Source organism: uncultured Maribacter sp. (assembly GCF_963977385.1).
Taxonomy (GTDB): Bacteria; Bacteroidota; Bacteroidia; order Flavobacteriales; family Flavobacteriaceae; genus Maribacter.
In genome coordinates, this window is the sequence record NZ_CAXBOU010000004.1 from 175,482 (window position 1) to 199,534 (window position 24,053).

General features: G+C 35.2%; 17 protein-coding genes. 7 read left to right on the top strand and 10 right to left on the bottom strand.

The window, feature by feature from the left end; translation table 11 throughout:
* Nucleotides 1–5 precede the first annotated feature (5 nt).
* Nucleotides 6–2,858, bottom strand: coding sequence for an aminomethyl-transferring glycine dehydrogenase (gcvP, locus tag AAC084_RS07240; RefSeq protein WP_339838878.1), 2,853 nt, complete (start codon nt 2,856–2,858; stop codon nt 6–8).
* Between the two features lie 129 nt (nt 2,859–2,987).
* Between gcvP and AAC084_RS07245 the strand changes: the two genes are divergently transcribed.
* Nucleotides 2,988–3,821, top strand: coding sequence for a hypothetical protein (locus AAC084_RS07245; RefSeq protein ID WP_339838881.1), 834 nt, complete (start codon nt 2,988–2,990; stop codon nt 3,819–3,821).
* Between the two features lie 219 nt (nt 3,822–4,040).
* Here AAC084_RS07245 and AAC084_RS07250 read toward each other — a convergent pair whose 3' ends face one another.
* The gene (locus tag AAC084_RS07250; RefSeq protein WP_339838884.1) at nt 4,041–4,595 is read right to left on the bottom strand and encodes a sigma-70 family RNA polymerase sigma factor; all 555 of its coding nucleotides are present in this window, start codon (nt 4,593–4,595) and stop codon (nt 4,041–4,043) included.
* 72 nt (nt 4,596–4,667) lie between these two features.
* Between AAC084_RS07250 and AAC084_RS07255 the strand changes: the two genes are divergently transcribed.
* On the top strand, nt 4,668–5,018 hold the full coding sequence (locus tag AAC084_RS07255) for a rhodanese-like domain-containing protein (RefSeq protein WP_339838887.1): 351 nt from the start codon (nt 4,668–4,670) through the stop codon (nt 5,016–5,018).
* Nucleotides 5,019–5,112: 94 nt separating this feature from the next.
* Here the strand turns inward: AAC084_RS07255 and AAC084_RS07260 are convergent, their stop codons facing one another.
* From AAC084_RS07260 to AAC084_RS07270, 3 genes are all read right to left on the bottom strand, one after another.
* Nucleotides 5,113–7,131 (bottom strand): M3 family metallopeptidase, encoded by a 2,019-nt coding sequence (locus AAC084_RS07260; protein ID WP_339838889.1) that lies wholly within the window; start codon nt 7,129–7,131, stop codon nt 5,113–5,115.
* An 85-nt stretch (nt 7,132–7,216) separates the two neighbouring features.
* Nucleotides 7,217–7,708: a 5-(carboxyamino)imidazole ribonucleotide mutase gene (gene purE / locus AAC084_RS07265; protein ID WP_339838892.1), complete on the bottom strand. Its 492-nt coding sequence runs from the start codon at nt 7,706–7,708 to the stop codon at nt 7,217–7,219.
* A gap of 6 nt (nt 7,709–7,714) precedes the next feature.
* A complete protein-coding gene (locus tag AAC084_RS07270) occupies nt 7,715–8,869 on the bottom strand; it encodes a 5-(carboxyamino)imidazole ribonucleotide synthase (protein ID WP_339838894.1) in 1,155 nt (384 codons plus the stop codon).
* 135 nt (nt 8,870–9,004) lie between these two features.
* Here AAC084_RS07270 and AAC084_RS07275 point away from each other — a divergent pair, with 135 nt between their 5' ends.
* The 4 genes from AAC084_RS07275 to AAC084_RS07290 all read left to right on the top strand — a co-directional run bounded on the left by AAC084_RS07275 (nt 9,005) and on the right by AAC084_RS07290 (nt 12,536).
* On the top strand, nt 9,005–10,114 hold the full coding sequence (locus tag AAC084_RS07275) for an adenylate kinase (RefSeq protein ID WP_339838897.1): 1,110 nt from the start codon (nt 9,005–9,007) through the stop codon (nt 10,112–10,114).
* A gap of 58 nt (nt 10,115–10,172) precedes the next feature.
* Nucleotides 10,173–11,174 (top strand): GTPase ObgE, encoded by a 1,002-nt coding sequence (obgE, locus tag AAC084_RS07280; protein ID WP_339838900.1) that lies wholly within the window; start codon nt 10,173–10,175, stop codon nt 11,172–11,174.
* Nucleotides 11,175–11,186: 12 nt separating this feature from the next.
* Nucleotides 11,187–11,897 (top strand): ion transporter, encoded by a 711-nt coding sequence (locus tag AAC084_RS07285; protein WP_339838902.1) that lies wholly within the window; start codon nt 11,187–11,189, stop codon nt 11,895–11,897.
* 120 nt (nt 11,898–12,017) lie between these two features.
* A complete protein-coding gene (locus AAC084_RS07290; protein WP_339838905.1) occupies nt 12,018–12,536 on the top strand; it encodes a DUF4136 domain-containing protein in 519 nt (172 codons plus the stop codon).
* Nucleotides 12,537–12,538: 2 nt separating this feature from the next.
* Here the strand turns inward: AAC084_RS07290 and AAC084_RS07295 are convergent, their stop codons facing one another.
* Nucleotides 12,539–13,543, bottom strand: a complete 1,005-nt coding sequence (locus AAC084_RS07295; protein ID WP_339838907.1) for a transglutaminase domain-containing protein — start codon at nt 13,541–13,543, stop codon at nt 12,539–12,541.
* A complete protein-coding gene (locus AAC084_RS07300; protein WP_339838909.1) occupies nt 13,543–14,274 on the bottom strand; it encodes a carboxypeptidase-like regulatory domain-containing protein in 732 nt (243 codons plus the stop codon). Before AAC084_RS07300 ends, AAC084_RS07295 begins: the two co-directional genes overlap by 1 nt.
* A 281-nt stretch (nt 14,275–14,555) precedes the next feature.
* Here AAC084_RS07300 and AAC084_RS07305 point away from each other — a divergent pair, with 281 nt between their 5' ends.
* The gene (locus tag AAC084_RS07305) at nt 14,556–16,604 is read left to right on the top strand and encodes a M13 family metallopeptidase (RefSeq protein ID WP_339838911.1); all 2,049 of its coding nucleotides are present in this window, start codon (nt 14,556–14,558) and stop codon (nt 16,602–16,604) included.
* A gap of 74 nt (nt 16,605–16,678) precedes the next feature.
* Here the strand turns inward: AAC084_RS07305 and AAC084_RS07310 are convergent, their stop codons facing one another.
* From AAC084_RS07310 to AAC084_RS07320, 3 genes are all read right to left on the bottom strand, one after another.
* Nucleotides 16,679–22,759: an MG2 domain-containing protein gene (locus AAC084_RS07310; RefSeq protein WP_339838912.1), complete on the bottom strand. Its 6,081-nt coding sequence runs from the start codon at nt 22,757–22,759 to the stop codon at nt 16,679–16,681.
* A gap of 181 nt (nt 22,760–22,940) precedes the next feature.
* Nucleotides 22,941–23,411, bottom strand: a complete 471-nt coding sequence (locus tag AAC084_RS07315) for an OsmC family protein (RefSeq protein WP_339838914.1) — start codon at nt 23,409–23,411, stop codon at nt 22,941–22,943.
* A 25-nt stretch (nt 23,412–23,436) separates the two neighbouring features.
* Nucleotides 23,437–23,931 carry a MepB family protein gene (locus AAC084_RS07320; RefSeq protein WP_339838917.1) on the bottom strand — a complete coding sequence of 165 codons (495 nt, stop codon included), beginning with the start codon at nt 23,929–23,931 and terminating at the stop codon, nt 23,437–23,439.
* Nucleotides 23,932–24,053 lie beyond the last annotated feature (122 nt).

Here is a 24,053-nt window from a genome sequence, read left to right on the forward strand (position 1 = left end):
GACTGTTATTCGGTATCTATGTAAGCTTCTATAGGTGCACATGTACATATCAAATTACGGTCTCCATATGCATCATCAACTCTACGTACAGTTGGCCAAAATTTATTTTCGGCGATGTATGGTAAAGGAAAGGACGCTTTTTGTCTTGAGTATGGGAATTGCCAATCATCTGAAGTTGTCATTTCAAGTGTATGAGGGGCGTTTTTAAGAACATTATTAGGTTCATTTGAAGAAGATTCATCGATTTCTGCACGAATGGAAATCATTGCTTCACAAAATCTATCAATTTCTGCCAAACTCTCGCTTTCGGTAGGTTCTATCATTACGGTTCCTGCCACAGGAAAAGATACTGTTGGTGCATGAAAACCATAATCCATTAATCGCTTTGCAATATCAGTAACTTCAATGCCATTATTCTTGAAAGGTCTGCAGTCTAAAATCATTTCGTGTGCCGCTCTGCCTTTTTCACCTGTATATAAAACTTCAAATCTGCCTTCTAATTTGTGCTTAATATAATTGGCATTTAGAATAGCTATCTTGGTTGATTGTGTTAATCCGTACTCGCCCAGCATTTTAATATAACTATAAGAAATCAAACAAACGAGTGAGCTTCCCCAAGGTGCTGCAGATATTGCAGATATTGCCTTTTCTCCTCCTGTTGCGATTACCGGATTGCCCGGTAAGAAGGGTGCGAGCTGTGGAGCAACACAAATTGGACCAACTCCTGGTCCGCCGCCTCCATGAGGTATCGCAAAAGTTTTATGTAAATTCAAATGACATACATCAGCGCCAATAGTTGCCGGATTGGTTAAGCCAACCTGAGCATTCATATTCGCCCCATCCATATAAACTTGGCCGCCATGATCATGAATCAATTTGGTAATCTGTTTTATAGAAGATTCAAATACTCCATGAGTAGATGGGTAAGTAACCATTAATGCTGCTAAATTATTAGAATATAGCTTAGCTTTTTCTTCGAGATCTGCTACATCAATATTTCCTTTATCATCGGTTTTGGTCACAATTACTTTCATGCCAGCCATTACTGCTGATGCAGGATTTGTGCCATGCGCAGAAGAAGGTATTAGGCAAATATTACGTTCAGAATCGCCCCTAGATTCATGATATGCTCTTATCACCATTAAACCTGCATATTCACCCTGTGCTCCTGAGTTTGGTTGAAGTGAGGTGTCTGCGAACCCTGTAATAACAGATAGGTCTTTGGCGAGTTCCTTTAATACGGTTTGATAGCCTTCGGCTTGCTCAATGGGTACAAACGGATGAATATTGCCCCAATTAGTCATACTTAGAGGTAGCATTTCAGTTGCAGCATTTAATTTCATGGTACAGCTACCTAATGAAATCATACTATGATTTAATGCTAAATCTTTACGTTCTAATTTTTTGATATAACGCATTAATTCCGTTTCCGAATGATAAGAGTTAAAAACCTTATTTTCCATGAACGAGCTGGTGCGCTGAATACTTTCAGGAACTGTAATCTCATTAATTAGGCTTGTAATCTCATTACTCTCTTTATTAAGAGCTTCAGAAAATATTGATACAATCTGATTGATGTCTTTTAATGATGTAGCTTCATTTATCGCAATAGAAATGGTGTCGTTATCAACATAAAGAAAATTGACCTCATTTTTTTCTGCAATTGGCTTAATTATTTTGGCATCGGCCTTAACCGTGATCGTGTCGAAATAAGCGGTATTTATTTGAGATACACCTAAATTTTCTAAAGCACCTACTAAGGTAACTGCAGTGGTGTGAATTTTAGTGGCAATATATTTCAAACCTCTTGGTCCGTGATAAACACCATACATGCCCGCCATTACGGCCAATAATACTTGAGCCGTACAAATATTTGAAGTTGCTTTGTCCCTTTTTATATGCTGTTCTCTGGTTTGTAAAGCCATGCGTAAAGCAGGTTTGCCATCGGTATCTTTAGTAACTCCAATTATACGACCAGGTATACTTCTTTTATATTCTTCTTTAGTTGCAAAAAATGCGGCATGTGGACCACCATAACCCAATGGTATACCAAAACGTTGTGTAGTACCTACTACTACATCAACACCGAATTCGCCTGGTGGTGTTAGCAATACCAAACTCATGATATCGGCAGCAACGGCAACTTTAATATTGTTTTCTTTAGCGTTACCAACAAACCCTGAATAGTCGTTTACTTGACCATATTTACCTGGGTATTGAAGCAACGCCCCATAAAAATCATTTCCAAATTTGAATTCTTCATGATTGCCAACAACTAATTCTATTCCTAGCGGAATTGAACGTGTTTTTAATAGCGAAAGTGTTTGTGGTAATACTTCTTCAGAAACGAAGAATTTTAGAACTTCATTTTTCTTTTGATCACGGCTTCTAACATCGAATAACATCGTCATTGCTTCTGCCGCTGCTGTACTTTCGTCCAATAATGAGGCATTGGCAAGTTCCATGCCAGTTAGATCAGTAATAATAGTTTGAAAGTTGAGAAGTGCCTCTAGTCTACCTTGGGCAATTTCAGCCTGGTAGGGTGTATAGGCGGTATACCATCCTGGATTTTCAAGAATATTTCGCTTGATTACAGAGGGTATTAAGCTTTCATGATATCCTAGGCCAATATATGACCTAAAAACTTTGTTCTTTTTTGATAGCTCTTCAATATGGGCTAAAAATCTATGCTCACTCATAGGAGCATCCAGTTTTAAAGGTAGTTTGAGTCGAATATCTTCTGGTATCGTCTCATAAATAAGCTGTTCCAGATTTTCAACACCTACCGTATTGAACATTGAGTTTAAATCTTCTTCCCTGATGCCGATATGGCGTAGTGCAAACACGTCAGTCTTCATAGATACTATTCTTGAATAAGTTGTAAAATTACCAATTTTATGTGGGTAAAGATGTGTTGAATTGTAGTGATAACGTGAAAGTTTTTAACCAAAACAAAGGGTTATAAACACTTTACCTATTTTTGTTCAATGACCCTGATCAAAAGGATTTTTGATTTCTATCTTGATGCTAGCATTCATGTAGCTTTAGCTATATTTAGTTTGGTTCATGTTACGGCACTTACCTTAAACATAAATGTACCTCAAGAGCTGTACCTTTTCATCTTTTTTGGATCTATAGGTTGTTATAATTTTGTAAAATACGGAGTTGAGGCCGAAAAGTATATTTTAGTTGCGAATAGGTATCATAAGAATATCCAATTTTTTAGTTTTGGCTGTTTACTTATTGCTTTTTATCAGATGTATTTTTTATCTGAAAGAATACTTGTCTCGCTTATTGTTTTGATTGCCATTACGGGGTTATATGCGCTACCAGTTTTGCCTAAACATAAAAATTTTAGAAGTTTTAGCGGATTGAAAATTTTAATAGTTGCAACTGTTTGGGCAGGTACAACTGTTATTTTACCAGCACTTTCTCAGTTAGATGAAATTACTTGGAATGTTAAGGTAGAGACATTTCAGCGCTTTATGATGGTACTAGTATTGTTAGTGCCTTTTGAAATCCGAGATTTAAAGTATGATAGTACAGCTTTAAAAACCTTGCCGCAGCGAGTAGGGGTAAAAGGAGCGAAGTTGATAGGGTACAGTTGGGCAATAATTTTTTACGCCACTACTTTCTTGAAATCCGATTTGGATGTAATTAACGCTGCAGTGAAAACTATTTTGTTCGTAGTTTTAATGCTAGTGATATTTAAAACAGAGTTGAATCAAAAGAAATACTATTCTTCATTTTGGGTTGAGGCTATTCCTTTATTTTGGTGGGTGCTAATAGTGATTGGGAAGAAGTGTGTTATTTTAACTTAGAGAAATTTTCTTTCATTTTCTCTTTATCTTCTTCCGATAAAACTTTAAGTCTTGCCTGGTTACAAAGTGATGTCAATTTCGTATTTTCCTCACTGTGTTTTGCGCAGGTTTTGCACATAAGTAAATGAAACTTTAACTTTATTTTATCCCAAACTGTAGCTTCTTTATATTGAGCTTTATCGCAAATTTTCGCCGCCTTTTCACATGAAATCATCATAACTAAAACCAATTTTGATTTAAACAACCCATTAAGCCGGTTCTGGCTCTATGTATCATTACCCAGAGATTAGACGCATTAATTCCTAAAGCATTACAAATATCTTCAGTTTCCATACCTTCAATAGTTTTCATTGTAAATACTTGAGCTTGTTTTTTCGGTAATTTAGAAATGCAATTTTGAATAGCAAGACCTAATTCTTCATTTTCAAGGGCATCGTTTTCAAAATTACTATTGGGGTCCGCGATGCGTTCTTCTAGCCAATCGCCTTCAGCATCGGTCTGTGAACTATAACTCATACGAACCTCGGCTTTCCCTTTTTTTGAATTTATTTTACGATAATGGTCAATAACCTTTCTCTTTAAAATAGCAACTAGCCATGTGCGTTCTGCAGCATCACCCTTAAAATTTTTAGCAGATTTTAGGCCTGCTATAAAGGTGTCTTGCACAAGATCTTTTGCGATTTCAGAATCGCTAACCCTTGTTACGGCATAATTGAAAAGGTAATCTGCATAAAGATCTACCCATGTGTCAGGATGTAGTTGGTGTGTTTCCATTTTTTATTCTGCGCTTCAAAAGTAAATTAATTTTAGCGATTATGATTACTTTTGGGTATAATCACTTAAGCTATGAAAAACATACTATTTTTTATTCTATTGGTAAGTGCGCAGTTTGGTCTTGCACAAATGGGGTTTCACCCAATTACTGAATTTAAAAGTTTTGACTCATCTAATGAAATACTTCTAGATGTAAGAACGCCAAAAGAATTTGCTGATGGTTGTATTGATGGTGCACTAAATGTTGATTGGTTTTCAGCGGACTTCAACCAACAAGTAGCATCTATGGATAAAGCGAAAACAATATATGTATACTGTAAAAAAGGCGGTAGGAGCTTAAAATCTCAAGCTAGATTAAAAGAACTTGGGTTTTTACACGTGATTAATTTAGAAGGTGGTTATGATGCTTATGTTCAAAAGTAACGGCTTGTAAATCTTGTTCAAAAAAAATAGTAATGACAATTTTACGCTGTTGTCATTACTATCAGTATTATAATTACCGTTTAACATGTTTATTCTAGACTAGTCCTGCTCTTTCTAATAAAGCTTCAACTTTAGGTTCTGCACCTCTGAATCTTTTATAGAGTACCATAGGGTTTTCGGTGCCACCTTTTGATAGCACATTGTCTTTAAACTTAGTAGCAACCTCCTTATTGAAAATACCTTTCTCTTTAAAATAGGCAAAAGCATCTGCGTCTAAAACTTCGGCCCATTTGTAACTATAATATCCAGAGGAATATCCTCCTTGAAAAATATGTGAGAAAGATGTGCTCATACAAGTTTCTGCCGTATCAGGATAAAGACTTGTGTTTTTGAACGCTTCGTCTTCGTGCTGTTTTACATTAGTAATATTTGTTGGGTCAATACCGTGCCAAGACATATCTAATAGGCCAAAGCTAAGCTGACGAAGTGTTTGCATACCTTCTTGAAAAGTAGCAGATTCTTTTATTTTCTGAACTAGTTCCATTGGTATAGTTTCACCAGTTTCATAATGCTTAGCAAACAATTCTAAGGCTTCTTTTTCATAGCACCAGTTTTCTAAAATCTGACTAGGTAGTTCTACAAAATCCCAAAATACAGATGTTCCTGATAAACTTGGGTAAGTGGTATTTGCTAGCATACCATGTAGACCGTGACCAAATTCATGGAATAAAGTCGTTACTTCATTAAAAGTCAATAAGGAAGGTTTGCTTTTGGTAGACGGAGTAAAGTTGCAAACGTTAGAAATATGTGGACGTACATTCTCGCCATTTCTTTTCCATTGCGATTTAAAGGATGTCATCCATGCGCCACCTCTTTTACCTGCTCGTGGATGAAAATCGGCATAAAACAGAGAAATGAAATTTTTATCGGTATCATAAACCTTGTATGTCTTTACCTCGTCGTGGTATTTTTCAATATCATTCACTTCTTCAAACTGAAGACCAAATAAGTTTTCTGAAACTTTGAAAACACCGTTGATGACATTCTCAAGTTTGAAATAAGGTTTCAGCTTTTCATCATCAAGGTTAAATAATTCTTGTTTTAATTTTTCAGAATAAAAGCTGCCATCCCATTTTTCTAAGCGATCTATTCCATCTAATTTTTTCGCGAAAGTCTCTAATTGCTGAAATTCACGTTCTGCTGCAGGTTTTGCTTTTTCAAGTAATTCATTTAAAAATGAATGTACTTTCTCAGGAGTCTCGGCCATACGCTCTTCTAGAACAAAATTAGCATGCGTTTTATATCCTAAAAGATTAGCTCTTTCAAATCTCAATTTTGCAATTTCAAGTACATTATCTTGATTGTCTAGTTTGTCTTTGTGAAAAGCCTTACTGCCAAATGCCATAGAAAGCTCTTTACGTAGTGCTCTGTTTTTGGCATATTTCATAAAAGGAATATAGCTTGGGTAGTCTAGTGTGATCATCCAACCATTTTCCTTGCCTTTCGAAAGTGCTAATTGTGCCGCGGCTTCTTTTTCACCTTCTGGGAGTCCGTCTAAATCAGCTTCATCCGTTAGGTGCAATTGATATTTATTTGTTTCTGCTAAAACATTCTCGCCAAATGTTAATTTCAATTTTGCCAGCTTTGCATCTATGGCTCTTAAACGTGTTTTCTTTTCTTCGGATAGGTTAGCTCCGTTTCTGCTAAAACTCTTATATTTTTTATCTAATAGCGTATCTTGTTCTACTGTTAGATTTAATGAATCCTTTTGGTCGTAAACAGTTTTTACACGTTTAAATAATGCTTCATTTAGTGTGATGTCATTTCCAAATTCTGAAAGTAATGGTGATACCTCTTGAGCTATTTTCTGAATTTCTTCATTCGTTTCTGCAGAATTCAAATTAAAGAACACACTCGAAATACGATCTAATTGTTGGCCAGAAAACTCTAATGCTTCGATTGTATTTTCAAAAGTCGGAGCATCTGTATTTGTTGTAATGGCATCTATTTCTTTTCTAGCATCTTCAATAGATTGTAAAAATGCAGGCTTGAAATGTTCATTTTTTATTTGTGAAAATGGAGCTGTATCGAATGGGGATAATAATGGATTCATTATACTGTGAAATATTTTATAAAATTAAATGCAATTTTTTTTGAGCTATTCTTAGCTGATAACGCGAATAGAAAATCTTTACTAACTATTTCTTACCGTTTACTTCTTTTGCGCCTTCAATAACTTTTTGTTTCAAACCTTCTTTGTAAAGGATGATTTTATCAAGTACACATTTGTCTGAGCTACCTATGATTTGAGCCGCAAGTATACCTGCATTTTTGGCTCCGTTAAGTGCTACTGTAGCAACTGGTACCCCGCCTGGCATTTGAAGGATAGAGAGTATAGAATCCCAACCATCTATAGAATTACTGCTTTTTACGGGTACACCTATAACGGGTAGTGGAGACATTGAAGCAACCATACCTGGTAAATGAGCAGCGCCACCAGCACCAGCAATAATAACCGAGTAACCATTGGTGTGCGCATTTTTACTAAAATCGAATAATTTTTCTGGTGTTCTGTGTGCGGAGACAATATCGACATCTACTTTTATATCAAAACCTTTTAAAATATCTATGGCTTCCTGCATTACGGGCATGTCACTCGTACTTCCCATTACTACGGCTACTTTACTCATGGTTTTTTATTTTGAAATAACTTGAATCGTTTCTTTTACTTTTTGCGCAATACTTCTGGCCTTGGCCAAATCGTTATTTACTATGGTAACATGGCCCATTTTGCGAAATGGTCGTGTTTGTGCTTTTCCATATATATGCGGAGTTACCCCTTCCATAGCCAATATTTCTTCTATATTTTCGTAGACTACATCACCTGTATGGCCTTCTGCGCCTACCAAATTTACCATAACACCCGCTACTTTACTATCCGTATTACCTAGAGGTAAGCCAAGTATACTGCGAATATGTTGCTCAAATTGGTTGGTGAAGCTGGCTTCAATGCTGTAATGTCCGCTGTTATGTGGTCTTGGTGCTACCTCATTCACCAAAATTTTATCATCTTCTGTTTGGAACATCTCAACAGCAAGTAAACCGGTAAGTCCAATTTTTTCTGCAACTTTTAATGCCAATGAGCGTGTTTTTTCCGCAACTTTAGGATCAATCCTGGCAGGGCAAATCACATATTCTACCTGATTGGCCTCTGGGTGAAACTCCATTTCTACCACAGGATAGGTTTTTATTTCTCCTTTAGAATTTCTAGATACAATGACTGCCAATTCATTTTTAAACGGAATCATAGTTTCTGCAATGCACTCACCTTTAGGTAGGCCTTGTAAATCAGCTAAGTTTCGAACCACTCTTACTCCTTGTCCATCATAACCAAATTGGGCTACCTTCCAAACAAAAGGTAATTTCAAAGCTCCGTTTTCAATACTGTCCTCGATTTCACTTAGGTAAGCAAAACGTTGAAAATCTGCAGTGGGTATTTCGTTGTCTACATAAAACAATTTCTGTTTTGCCTTATTTTGTATGATACGTAGGGCTTTCGGTTGAGGAAAAACCTTTACACCTTCAGATTCAAGTTTCTCTAAAGCATCTAGATTTACATTTTCTATTTCGATAGTAAGTACATCTACGTCTTTTCCGAAGTTATATACTGTATCAAAATCCAAAAGGCTGCCTTGAACAAATTCATTGCATGATATACGGCTTGGCGCTTCACTAGAGCTATCTAAAACTTTAGTGAAAATATCCCATTTTCGGGTTTCATACAGCATCATCTTGCCTAGTTGGCCCCCGCCTATAATACCTAATTTAAAATCTGAAGAAAAGTAATCCATATAAATGTTGCTTTTAGCAGTTGAAAAACGCCTTAAGTCCCACAAAAATACGGTTAAATCTTAGAAACCAATTCCTTTCTAATTAAAAACACAAGCCAATACCTTATCTTTGCAAACCTTGATAATTTAAGAAAATTGATACAAATTCACGACAAGTTTTTTAAGCGTTTTCTAAGCGAATTGGAAATTCAACAGGCCGTTAAAACTGTTGCCGATAAAATTGCTGCGGATTATAAGAATGAAACGCCGATTTTTGTGGGCGTTTTAAACGGGTCTTTTATGTTCGTTTCAGATTTAATGAAGGCCTATAATCATCCATGTGAAGTGTCATTTGTAAGGTTAAGCTCTTACCAAGGCTTAACATCTACAGGTATTGTAGAAACTTTATTAGATGTGCCAGAAAATATTGAAGGCCGCAGTGTTATTATCTTAGAAGACATTATTGATACAGGGCGTACCTTACAGAAATTGGTTCATTTGTTTTCTAAGACCAATGTCAAGGAATTTAAAATAGCCAGTCTTTTCTATAAGCCAGATGTTTATAAAGGTGAATATGCCATTGATTATTTTGGATTGGCCATACCCGATAATTTTATCGTGGGTTATGGTCTAGACTATAAAGAACAAGGAAGAAATTTAAAAGAAGTATACCAACTAAACCAGAAACATATGATCAATCTTGTACTCTTTGGTAAGCCAGGAGCCGGCAAGGGCACACAAGCAGAATTCCTAAAAGAAAAATATAATCTTAAGCATATTTCTACAGGAGATGTGTTTCGGTACAATATAAAAAACGGAACAGAATTAGGGACTTTAGCTAAATCATATATGGATAAAGGTGATTTGGTACCTGATGAGGTTACTATAAAAATGTTGCAGGAAGAAGTTGAGAAAAATCCTGAAGCAGACGGATTTATTTTTGATGGTTTTCCAAGAACTGCTGCACAAGCAGAAGCATTGGATAATTTCTTGGAATCTAAGGATATGGGCATTAATGCTACCATTGCTTTAGAAGCCAATGACGAAGTTTTAATAGGACGTCTTCTAGAACGAGGTAAGATAAGTGGTCGTAGTGATGATCAAGATGTTACTAAAATTAGAAATCGTTTCGACGAGTACAATCAAAAAACTACGCCTGTAAAAGAATTTTACGAGGCACAAGGTAAATTTCATAGTGTGAACGGTATTGGTTCTATTGCAGAAATTACCGAGCGCCTAACGAAAGTAATCGAAGACATAAAATAATTTAGAATCTCTTTCGTCACATCAATTGGCTAAAGAGTTTTGAACAGAAAAAACATCAATGACCGAGGGTAATTTTGTAGACTACGTAAAAGTAGGTTTGACTTCTGGTAAAGGAGGCAAGGGATCCGTGCATTTGCATCGTGAAAAATTTATTACCAAGGGTGGTCCTGATGGTGGTGATGGTGGTCGTGGAGGTCATATCATTGTTAGAGGAAATGAAAACCTTTGGACACTGGTGAACTTCAAATATAAAAAACATTTCAAAGCAGGACATGGCGAACATGGTAGCAAAAGCCGAAGTTCAGGGGCAGATGGTGAAGATGTGTATTTAGATGTGCCTTTAGGTACTATTATAAAAGATTTCGAGACCAAAGATGTGCTTTTTGAAATTACGGAGCATGGTGAAGAGAAGATTCTGTTGAAAGGTGGAATGGGTGGCCGTGGTAACTGGCACTTTAGAACATCTACGAATCAAACACCTAGATATGCACAACCTGGTGTTGATGGTCTCGAAGGTGAGTTTTTATTAGAATTAAAAGTATTGGCCGATGTTGGTTTGGTAGGTTTTCCAAATGCAGGAAAATCAACCTTATTATCGGTAATAACTTCGGCAAAACCTAAAATTGCCGATTATGAGTTTACAACTTTAAAACCGAACTTAGGTATTGTAGAATACCGCGATTTTAAAAGTTTCGTAATGGCAGATATACCCGGTATTATTGAGGGTGCTGCAGAAGGTAAGGGCTTAGGACATTATTTTTTAAGACATATAGAGCGTAATTCAAACTTGCTTTTTTTAATTCCTGCTGATAGTAAGGATATAAGCAAGGAGTATGAGATTTTGTTAGATGAATTAAGACGTTACAATCCTGAATTATTAGATAAAGACCGTCTTATATGTATCTCTAAAAGTGATATGCTAGATGATGAACTCATGGATGAAATGAGAGAGGAATTAAACAAAGATTTAAACGGTACTCCGTTTATGTTTATATCATCGGTTGCTCAAATGGGTATTGTTGAATTAAAGGATAAGCTTTGGGCAATGCTTAACTCTTAAAATTTGGATTCTATGAGACAGTATTTGAAAAATATTGTTGAAATTAATGACAATAGTAAGAGTAGGGTTTTTGCTTATTTTATACAGGCATTGATATTTTTATCTATCATAGCTTTCTCCTATGAAACAGTTCCTGATTTAGAACCATCGACTAGGAAACTTTTAAGAATAATTGAAATCTTTTGCGTAATTGTTTTTACAATAGAATATTTACTTCGTATTTATGTTTCGGATAAGAAGCATAAATTCATTTTTAGTTTTTTCGGGATTATTGACTTTTTGGCAATACTTCCATTTTATTTATCATTGGGAGTCGATTTAAGGTCACTTAGGGCTTTACGATTTCTGAGATTATTCCGTATTCTCAAGCTTATACGTTATAATAAAGCCATTAAGCATTTTTCTAAAGCTATCAGCTTGGCAAAAGAAGAGATTTTATTATTCTTGATTGTTACCTTGATATTGATTTATTTTTCTGCTGTGGGTATTTATTATTTTGAAAATGAAGCTCAACCAGAAAATTTCTCATCCATTTTTGATAGTCTTTGGTGGGCAATAATTACACTTACTACTGTTGGGTATGGAGATGTTTATCCTATTACCGTCGGGGGTAAAGTCTTTACTTTCTTTATTCTTATGATTGGATTAGGAATTGTGGCTATACCTACAGGAATTATTTCTTCGGCACTAACTAAATCTGTAGATAAAAAAGATGTAGAATAATGATAAGTTAGATAAGAGTCGATAGAAAAGTATGTATCAATGCTTAGCGCTTAGTCGAATACCTTCTTAAAAATATATTTTACGCTGTTATTTTCTTTAATTTTAAGAAAACACAATTTCATGAGAATCTTTCTATTTAGTATTGTTCTGGTCGTTTTAACTTCTTGCGGAGCAGCAAGGGTTAATTATGACTATGATAATCAAACTGATTTCACTTCCTACGCTACCTATAATTATTTTGGAGACATGGAAACTGGTCTAAGCGAATTGGACGAGAAAAGGTTAATGGATGCCATGGATGCTACTTTAGGTGAGAAAGGGTATATGTTCGCTGAAGAACCTGATGTTTTTATCAATATAAAAAGTTCAGTATTTAAATCTCAACAAGGTAATAATGTTGGTGTAGGTCTTGGTGGTGGTAATCGTGGTATTGGTGGCGGCGTGTCAATAGGTATTCCTGTAGGCGGACCAAAAATGACTAGAGAACTTCAAATAGATTTTGTAGATGCCAATAAAGACATACTTATATGGCAAGCAATTAGTGAAAGTCCTTTTCGTGAAGGTGACACGCCAATAGAAAAGTCAGAAAGAATTAAGGCTGTAGTCGAGAAAATATTCAGCAAGTATCCTCCGCAATAAACTCACTTTACTTTAATAACATACGTAGCTATTAAGTTGCTTTCCGCTGAAATATGCACATCGTATAATCCCTTTTTTTCAAAAGTTTGGGTTAAGCGTATTTCATCTTTATTTCTGCTGGTATGCGCGTTAGTTGATTTTTGAATGCCTCCTTTATTGATAAACAGGTTAATCTCTCCATTAAAATCAATAGGTACTTTTAACTTAAAAGTTACCGACCCTCCCTTTGTTATTTGACTATGCATTGCTGCGGGAAATACTGGAATAATCGGTTCATGAAAAGCTTCTTTGTACACCACCGGACCGACAATAAATGCTTTAAAACTTTCTGCATCTTTTTGTTGAATTTCTTCCTTAAGAGTAGGGTAGTGGTTTTTTGCAAACAGTTCGGGTTCGGCTAAAAAATAACCATCGAAATAATCACTTTCAAACCTCGAATTTCCATCCTCAAGAATAGTTTGTCCAGCAGACCAGGTAGCATCACATACATACCATTTGTTATTTATTACAATACTATTCCATGAATGGTTGGGAATACTGTCTTCATCTAATAACAATGTAGGTGTACGTCCATACCCATCAATAATATTACATTTAAATCCTGCTAGAGTAGCCATTTCTTTAACTAAATAAGCATAACCTGTACAAGCGGTTTTTCGTTCGTTAAGTAGTCTATCGAAGACCTTAGGTGTTATGCTTTTATTCCAATCTAAAAAGGCTTGCCTGTCATTTACAAGCCTTTTTCGTTTATGGCTAATTTTTAAATAGGAAGAATAGTCATTCTCAATATTTGAGCTTATCCATGTGTATATGGCTCTAAATTTTTCCACATCGGTTGTTAACCTTGAAGTCAAATTATGGGTAAGCACAGGTAAGTTTTTTAAGCTAGCGCCTTTGTGATATTCAGCTATGCTGTCTGCTTTCTTAAAATCTGTATGATTAAAATCTGAGCGTTGGGCCAAGGATGTTAAAGAAACTAAGAATGTGAAGAATACAGTGATTCTCATTATTTAAAAATGTCTCCAATTTTTTGAAAAATGTTTCTTTTGCTTGAGTAGGTACCACCAATTACAATATCACCCATTAGTTCTACATCATAAGAATCAAAGCTAATGTTTATATCGATGTTCGCAGATGTACTAGAGGCTACTTTGTACGTTTTGGTCTCATAACCAATGAAGCTTAATACCAAAATGTCATTCTCTTTTAATCGTTGAGGGAATTCAAACTTACCATCAAAATCTGTTTGTGTACCCACTGTAGTTCCTTTTAAAACTACATTTACACCTGGTAGCGGTTCATTTGCTTCATCTAATATGGTGCCGGTTAAGGTGTACTTTTCTTGATACTTAACCATCATGCCCATGATACTTTTATGCTGGTTAGAAACTATTTCAATAGGGGGGTCTACGCTAGTAGTTTCTTGACCTTTCACCTCAGTGGCGCAAAGAGCCAATAATGATAAGCTCATCATACCTATACCTTTAGTTAACATTGAATTGTTCATAGTGTGCAAAGTATTTGTTTCGTAAGATTTTAGTTGAGATGCTTTAAACATCCCACAAGTTTTTTTATTTGTACCACTTAAATAGTTTACAAGTTCTTTGTCAGAAAAATTGGTAAAATCAATGACCTCTTTTTTACAACTCTGGCAAAATCCTCCTTTTTCGGTTTTATTAAAATTAGTAAATTTTTCTTTGCATGGTTCTTTTACGTTTATTGTTAATATGCTTTTCATAATTCAGTGGTTTTATATTTATACGTCTAAAGTATTGTGGAACGTATTCTTATAAAATAGGTAATGAGTGTATGGGCTCTTTCAGTGAGTTAACGGTATGTGACTGGTTATTTAGATATTTTTCAATTAGGTTTTTTTATAGGTAAATCAGTAGTAGTCAAATGTTAATGTTCTTAATTCATATGCTAAATAAATGTGTTGAAAGTAAAATCCTGTTATTTTTGTAACAAAACTCAAAAGGAACGTCTTATTAATCAAGACGTTTTAAACTAACTCACAATATGAAAAAAATTTATTTTCTAGCTGCCGGTTTGGTAGCCTTGGTTTCTTGTAAAGAGGAAGCTAAACCTACTTCTGAAGTAGAAAAAATTCCGGGTATTGTTCTTACGAACATGGATACAACTCAGAACCCTAAGTCAGATTTCTATAACTATGTTAATGGAAATTGGATGAAATTCACTGAAATTCCAGATGACAGAACTAGCTGGGGTGGTTTTAGTGTACTTCGTAAATCTACAGATGATGATGTTTTGAAAATATTAGCAACTGCGAAGGAAAGTGGGAATTATGCTGCAGATACTGATCAGGCAAAAGCATTAGCTATTTTTGATACAAAGTTAGATTCAGCGGCAAGAAATGAAGCTGGTATTACACCTTTGAAACCTGCTTTAGAAGCGATAGCTTCTATTAAAAATTTAAAGGATTTACAAACGGTATTGGCTACAAATGCTGCTGTTTCTTCACCTTTTATTGGTATAGGAGCAGGTGCAGATTTAAATAATAGTAGTATGAATACGGTTTATTTAGGGGCTAACGGACTCGGACTACCAGATCGTGATTTCTATTTGGAGGAAGATGAAAAGTCTATCGAAATTCGTGAGGAATATAAAAAGCACATTTCTAAAATGTTGCAAAAGTTGGGAGATACGGAAGAAGCCGCCACCAAGGCTGCAGATAAAATTCTAGCCATGGAAACCAAACTTGCCGAACCTAGGTTAGATAAAGTTGAAAGTAGAGACGCTAGAAATTATAATAACCCTAAATCTGTCGCTGATGCTGATAAGATGTTAACTACTATAGATCTAGGTAAATTTATTTCCGATTTGGGTATCACTAAAAAGTTCGATACGCTTTTGGTTACTCAGTTGCGATATACTAAAGCATTAGATAAGTTTTTGAAAGAAACCCCAATAGAAGATATTAAAGACTTAGTAAGATGGGATACTTTTAATAGTGCTGCTGGTAGATTAACTACTGATATAGAAACTGCAGATTGGGAGTTTTATAGTAAATATTTGAGTGGTGCAAAAGAGCAACGTCCTGCAAATGAGCGTGCCTTATCAACTGTAAATGGTACCGTTGGGGAAGCTTTAGGTCAATTATATGTTGATGCTAAATTTCCGCCAGAGGCAAAGGCTAAAGCTGAAAAGATGATTGCTAATGTTATTGATGCATTCAAAGAGCGTATTTCTGTTTTGGATTGGATGAGTGATTCAACAAAGACAAAAGCTATTGAGAAGTTAGATAAGTTTACAGTTAAAATTGCTTATCCAGATAAATGGGAAGATTACTCTACAATGGATGTTACCAAGGGTAAATCATATTTCGAAAATATGACTGCTGTAGATAAGTGGGGCGAATTAAAGAATTTTGCAGAGATAGGAGAACCGGTTGATAAAACAGAATGGGGTATGTCTCCGCAAACGGTAAATGCTTATTTTAATCCTCTTAACAATGAGATTGTTTTTCCTGCGGCTATTCTACAGCCACCTTTCTACAATTACACAGCTGATGAGGCAGTTAATTATGGTGGAATTGGAGCGGTAATCGGACATGAAATTTCACATGCTTTCGATGATAGTGGTTCTCGATTTGATGCTGATGGTAATTTAAAAAACTGGTGGACAGATGAAGATTTGAAAGCTTTTACAGAAAGAGCTGATGCATTGGCAGTACAGTATGATAGTGTTTCTGTATTACCAGGTGTAAATGTAAACGGTAAGTTTACTTTAGGTGAGAATATTGGTGATTTAGGTGGTTTATTGGGTGCGTATGACGGACTTCAAAAATACTATGCTGAAAATGGTCGTCCAGAAGATATTGACGGTTTTACCGCTGAGCAACGTTTCTTTATGTCTTGGGCTACCGTTTGGAGAACTAAGAGCAGAGATGAAGCACTTAGAACACAAATTAAGACAGATCCGCATTCTCCTGGTATGGTAAGGGCTACACAGCCTTTATTGAATATTCAAGAGTTTTATGATGCCTTTGATATTAAAGAAGGTGATGCCATGTATTTAACTCCTGAAAAGAGAGTTCATATTTGGTAAGGTATTCTTTATCATAAAGAAAAAAGGCGCTACAGAGTAGCGCCTTTTTTTATGTTTATGTTTTTGATTAAGTATTATTTATTTTCTACCGAAACACGTACCCCTTCACTATGACTACTGAATTCTGGTGCGTACATGCTTTGAATGGTGGTAATGCCATTGCTGAAATTACCTGCATTGTTTACGCGTACATCATATTCAAATACATAAATGCCTTTACGTAAATAGTCGAAAAAGAAATTTGTACTTGCATCTTTCGTACTCTCATAATAGCCTAAACCATCTTGCCACTTATATCGAGAAATAACATTGATAGGTTCAAAACCTGCCGCTCTCATATCTTTCATATGTATAAATTCCATATCACGATCCGCCTTTAATTCTATTCTAATTCGAACGAGGTCGCCGACTTTTAAAGAGGTGGTATCGGTGATTTCAGATATCACTTCACCTGTCTTCGTATTCTTCTTCAAGAATAATTTTTTCTTTAATTGAAGCGGAGTTTCGGCACTCGTGATTTTATCCAAATCTTCGAAATATTGCCAGTATAAAGCTCCCCACGCAATACCATTTCCTTTTTTGGTAATTTGCACTTCACCCATTTTAGGTGCTATTTCAGTTCCGTTCCAAGATGTTTTGAAATATCCTGTTCCTGCTTCAACTTTTACATTTTCTAATGTTGATGGTTCTAATTTTTCTCCGCCAACTAAAACATCAACAGCATCGGTTACCGATAACCAATCACTACCTTGAAGTAATAAAGCATATACCGCTTCTGTAGTTGCTTTTGTTGTTTTCCATTGATTGGTTTGTTTATTTTTAAGTAGCCAAATTTTTAGATTATCTATAGTTTCTATATCTGTTGGGTGTATTTCAGAAAAAGCCTCTATCAATAATGATTGAGTTTCTATTGGTGCTTGATACCAAAACCAAGAGCTCGTATTTTTCTTCCAATACATACCTAGTTCATCACTAGTAATACTATTTTCTTCTAAGGAGCGCAGTATTTTAGATGCGGTTTTTTCATCCTTATTGCGGTAAAGAGTTAAGGCCAACATTCCTTGAGAATACAGTCCTTTGTTCATCCAGTATTTTTGCGCCTGCTTTTTGTAATATATTGTTATTTCATCTACTTTTTTAGGGGTCTCTATATCCTTAAAAAAGCTCCTCATATATAAAAATTGAATCTGGGTTGCAGTTAAGTGGTCATTATTTATATCTGCAGTGTTCTTCTTCATTGATTCATATTCTTCCACAAACTCCTTATCTAAATATGAAATAGCATTTTCAATCATTTTTGATTGATTGCTGAGCTTAGCGGAAGTGACATTCAAATGATTTAAATGACCTAAACCTGTAACGATGTGTCGTGTTATAAATCTATTGTCTGGACCGCCGTTGAACCATGGCCATGCACCACTCGGTTTTTGATTCTGATTCAATTTGTTTAGCGTTAATTCTTGTTCGTTCCGTATTTTATTTAGATTGAATAATAGTCCAATTCGCTTTTTCTGTTCGGTTTCTGATTTTGCATCACGCAGCCAAGGAGTTTCTTGAATTAAAAGGGATTTCAATTCTTGATTTTTTTCCAAATTACTAAGTAATGCATCTGAATTTGCCCACTGCGCAAAAACTTCTTGAATTCTAGGATTACTATTTGCGATATGACTAGCCAGTGTATTGGCGTAGTATTTTGCGAATGTTTGTTCATTACATTCATAAGGATACTCCATCAAATAGGGTAGTGCCTGCACGGCATACCATGCAGGATTGGAAGTCATCTCTAAGGTGAGTTTGTGATGCTTCAAAGTCCCTCGAGCAGAACCGACCGGAAGATTCTTCAACTTATTTAAAACAAAGGTTTTCGTTTGGTTGCTACGAACCCACATCGGTAAGGTCTCGGTAACCAAAGTTCGGTTCGTTAATACCGGTAACATATTTTGTTCCCCATCTGAGTAATCACCTGCTTTTGCAATTATTTTATATTGAACAGATTGTAGGCCTTTAGGTATATTCAGTTTCCATGATACTTGAGTATTCCCCATGGAGTCTACCTCAAATGAACGTTCATCAAAAGCATTGTTAGTTTCACCTGCGATGGTTTTGATTAATTGATTCAAAATATCTGAACCCGTCATTGCATCTACCAATACTAATTTAGCCTGCCCAGAAAGTATTTTGTTAGTTAAATTGGAGATTTTTGTACTTATAATAATCTCATCACCTTCGCGTAAAAAACGGGGCGCATTAGGTGTAACCATTAATTCTTTTTGGGTTACTGTGGTAAGATTTTTAATAGTGCTTTCCAATTCTTTGGTATGTGTCAATAGTTGCAGGTTCCATCGTGTCAACGCCTCTGGAGTTGTGAAATTGAAGGAAACATTACCTTCCTTGTCCGTTTCGAGTTTTGGAAAGAAAAAAGCAGTTTCTTGAAGGTTTTTACGAATAGTAACTGAATCAAAATCTGTTTTTTCTTCATCAGCCTCTGGCTGCATTGGGGCGTTTAAATCTGCCTCCATTTCATCTGAAACATTATTACCCGTTATAGCAACTTCATCTAATTCAGCACCATCATTCATTATACCTCTTGCTAACGGAGCTGATGAAGCCGACCTTTTCATTTTACGTGATTCAGAAAACATACCGTAAGAACCAAAATTTAGCCCAAACCAATTAAAAGAATCAAAATTTAATGGAGAATAACTTAATTGGTCATAGCCTTGAAACGAATAGAAACTGCTGGTCGAGAAGCTGGTTTGTGCAATAGTTCTGAAATTTGAGTAATATGTTGGTTTGCTTAAGGGATTAAAGTTCCAAGAATGTGGTTTAAATTGATCTAAAGAGGCATCATACATACTTGCTAAGAGTTCAGCGGAAACTTTCTCTCCCTTAGAGCCTTTTATTTTAAATGACCATGTTTCATCTGTGCCAGGTGCTAATTTATCTCGAAACGATATCGTCTCAATTTGTAAATCGGTTGCAGGGCAGGGTACTTGAATATTATAATTATTTGATTCGAAGTAATTAGCAAATGCATAACTGTAATTAATACTAAATCCTCCTAAATCATCTGCTGTAACAGGTACAGAAATGGTTTTAGAATTGTTGTTTAAGACTATTACCTTAGAATCTATAACATGGTGTTTTTTTTCTGTTACAATGGTTATGTTGAGATTCTTAGCGCTTGAAAGAAATGTTATTTGAGCGATGTCGCCAATCTTGTACTGCGATTTGTCCGTTTTAATTTCAAATAATTGATTGTCCGCCAAAGTGTCTTCATTCCCAGTAACGGTAATAATGGCAACATCTTTAACGGTTTGTCCGAATTTATCTTTTGAAGCTAGTTCCATACTATATTTTCCGGATTTCCAATTCTTCGTCTTGCCGAAATTCATCTCAATAGATGTCCCAGTATCAAAATTAGATTGCCATACTACTTTGCCCTTTTTCCAATTAACAGGATTGTCTTCATTCTCAAAAGCGTCATGCGGATAAAGCTCTTTAAACGTTTCTTTTGAAAAACCTGCGTAATCTGGTGCTGGCCATGTTCTAGGTCGTAAAACATTGTCGGGCGCTTCTAGCTTATATAATTTTATATTGCCAGTTGCCGCTACAAACTCACCATTTAAATTGGTGCTTGATATACTGAATGTATTATTCTTGATTGTCTTGTCTATCGTTTCTAGTATGACCAAGTTTACATTTAAGGCGTGATAGCCTACAGATACATTTGTAACTGTACTGCGTGTTTCCCCATTAATGTCGGTAACATCGGCAGTAACTTCATAGTTAAACGTTGGTAAGCTCTCTTTGTCAATGCTGTTATCTGGTATGGCTTTGAACGATATTTGATAGTTTCCTGATGTATCGGTTGTTGTTTCGCCATGGGTAATTTCTTGTGGAGTGCTATTAAAGTATGGTCTAAACCAGTAATACCATCTGGGCAAGTTCACTATTCGTTTAACTCTATAAACCACTTTTGCGTCAGATATAGAACTGCCGGCATAAGCGGTAGCTTTGCCAGTTACATTAATACTGTCATTAACTTTGTAAGTTTCAGTAATTGGTTCAAAAGAGGTCTCAAATTTTGGTCGTTTGTATTCCTCAATTGAAAAGCTGGTATACCCATTTAAATCAATTTCATCTGAATCTACGTGAATTGAAAACATTCCAGTAAGTCCGTTTATAGGCAATATAAATTCACCTGAAACCGAACCATATTCGTTAGTGCTTAAGGTTTTGGTTTGTAGTTCTTGTCCGTTAACGTCATGTAGTTTAACCTGTATGGTTTTATTATCCAATATACTCGATTTGCCATTTTCTTGTCGTATCGCGATACCTTTAAAGTATAAGGGCTGACCTGGCCGATAAATGCTTCGGTCTGTAAATAGAAAGCATGTATGGTTTACAGTTTCCCTATTTTGAGAATAGCCTCTACTGATGTAGTAATCTCCGAAGTAAGAAGTATCGTTATCTTTTTTAATGGTAACATCTATACTGTTCCAGCTATCCTTATTTTTTTCAATAGAAATACTTCCTTTAGTGTCCGTAAAATAAATCACCTGCTTTGATGGGGAATTGTAATTTTTACGATAATTAAAGATTACCTCTGCATTTGTAATCGGTTTTCCATTAGTACGGTCAAATACTTGATAGAATTGGTGCGTATTTGTTTGTGTCTCACTTATAGCCAAATTGGTCGCTTGAACCGTGGCGTAACTGAATAAACTATCTTTTTTGTCTATTGGTTCTGCTACAATAGCATAATATCCATTTTCTAATGCTGGCATAAGGATTTCTGTACTGTGCGTTTGAAAATCGTTTTCTGTTTTTAGTGATGCAGACCATGTTTTGGCAATAGGTAAATTTTTTAAAAAAGACTGTTTTTTAGCTTCGGGATATAATTTATCTAGCTCTTTTAATTGTTTTTTGGTGATTTTATAAGCACTTAAAGTTAGATTTTCAAAGTTTTTATATCTGACCAATAAGCGACTAGTTATGTTGGTAGGTATGTGCTGTTCGGTGGTCAATTGTACATTTGACTCCTTTATGTTTAATTTTAAGACTGTGGATTTCTTTGCCCCTAAGCTTTCTGGGAATTTAGTAATTATGGCATCGCAAAGTGTAGCGGCTTCTTTTAACTTCCATTGGTGTTTCTCATTTGTTTTAGGTGAGTAGGTAAGCCCCAGTTGCTGATAAAATAGTGCAATTTCATAAGTGTACAGCCCGGAAAGTGGACTATGCTTTATGTTTTCTGCAGAATTTTGAAGGACATCAAGAAGCAACTCATCCTTATTACTGAAAGTGGCATTTTTATGAATAAAAAGCAAGCGTTCTATATCTACTAAAACCAATGGTTTAATATCAGGATTGCTAAAGTGAAATGATACTAATTGTTGGTATATAATAAGAGCTCTAAATTGTAGCGAAGTTGTGGCATCACTCTCAAGATTTGAAAAACTAAAGGAGTAGGCTTCACATAACACCTCTGCATCGTCAATTTCAAAGATATCGGCAGGTTTGTTAATGGTATTCTCGTTGGTGGTATAAAAATCTAATGCGTTATGCGCCAGTAAATCGAATATAGTAGGTCGGTATTCCCTAGTTTCTTCCTCATTATATAAAATCTCATCTAAGTAAGAAATAGGTAGTTTTTGAGTTTCAGAAGAATTTTCTAATGAAGCTTGAAAATGATGATCAATTTCTTTAAATAGTGTATCTAAATCCCAGGTTCTAAAATCTACAGTATCGATTTTTGTTTCAGTTGTTGTTCTATTATAAAAACGATACCGATTTTGTTGGTAATACTGCCAATACAGATTTGCTAAATAACTATGTAGAATATTTTTTGTTGGGCTTTCGGCAGCTGTGATTTCAGTTTTAAAATCATTGACAATGCTTAATTGGGCATCTTCTTCTAGGACCATTACAAAGTTAGATTTGTAAAGAAGTGCCTTTATCGTCTGAACATCATTTTTTTCATCTTTTGCTTTCTTAGATATAGATTCAACTAGTTTTAAAGCTGATTTAGAAAGATTTTCATCATCTAGTTTTTCAACCTTATCCCATAACGTTTTATAAGAATCATCTTTTTGTCCGTTTGTAAACTGGGCAAAAAGAACTAAACTGAGTACAATAGATATATTTTTCATCATAGTAAAATTACAATACAAAACTGTGCCAAATTAATATTTATAACAATGAAAAATGAGTGAAAGATGGTTTTGGTTTAGGGAGTACGGAATTCTTTTATGCGAAATGAAAATAGTTTAGTATTGGTACTATAGGTGTACTGTTTTTTTAAAAGGAATTTGTAAATAGTATGTTTTAGATAATTTATGCTACAGAGGTATGCGGTTTGTGTTCAATTTTGAAGTTGCAAGAATTTGCAATAAAACACATTTTATTCGCTTCTTCATGTAATTGGTTCGCTTTAGTAATCATATTTAAACTGGTAATTTTCACTTTTGGATGTAGCGTAACTCCAGTAAATTTTCCGCTACCATTTTCAGTTTCTTGCATAATGCCGGTTGCATGGTCTAAATATTCTGTCACTATTATTTTGTGCACCGAGCATAAATGCAAATACCAAAGCATATGACAAGATGATATTGATGAAAGAAATAGATCCTCAGGGTTATACCTAGTTTTATCTCCTAAAAAGGATGGGTCTGATGAACCGTTTATCTCGCTATACTTACCGTTGGCAATAATTGTGTGATTTCGGTTGTATGATTTGTAGTCGAGAGTTCCATTTCCTTCGTTGCCCGTCCATTCAACTTTGACTTCGTAATTATGTTTTTTCATTTTCGTCTAAATATAGTTAGCAATTTTATATAGAATTATACAATTGTATAACCTTATCGAAACTCATTGAATCACTAATTTCATAGAAATAGTTTAACTGCCATTTTTGCGTTCGTTCCGCTTGTTTGTTTTTTGCAAGGTCCCAATTTGGATACACTCTGAATGCTCTTTTTCCTTCTTTCTCACCCGTAGAAATTATACCTTTTTCAATCAATACCGATTTTGGAAAAACAAACTGGCCAAACCTTGTGTTGGTTCGTACGTTTACAACATAAAAATCAATAAGGTCATCGACATTAAAGGGTTCAATTGGTCCATTGCCATTTCGTTTCCAGAATGTCACGAATTGGCCAACTTTTTTAGGAGTTATTTTAGCGGTTCTACTTTTAATATGTTTTCCGTTGAGTTTAAAATGACAAGCATCGTATTCTTGACTTTCTAACTCAAGTTCGAAGTCAGTAATTTTAAGGGAACTTTTATCGTAAACGGCTATTCTTATTTGATTGAGATTTTTTTCCATTTATAGAGTTACACCAGTTTTTGTGAAACATTAATTTTTAAACACTATATACGTGTCAACCAAATTTTATTCTAAACTCCTTCAATACTTTTTTCTACTGCTAATTGTATACTTATAAATCG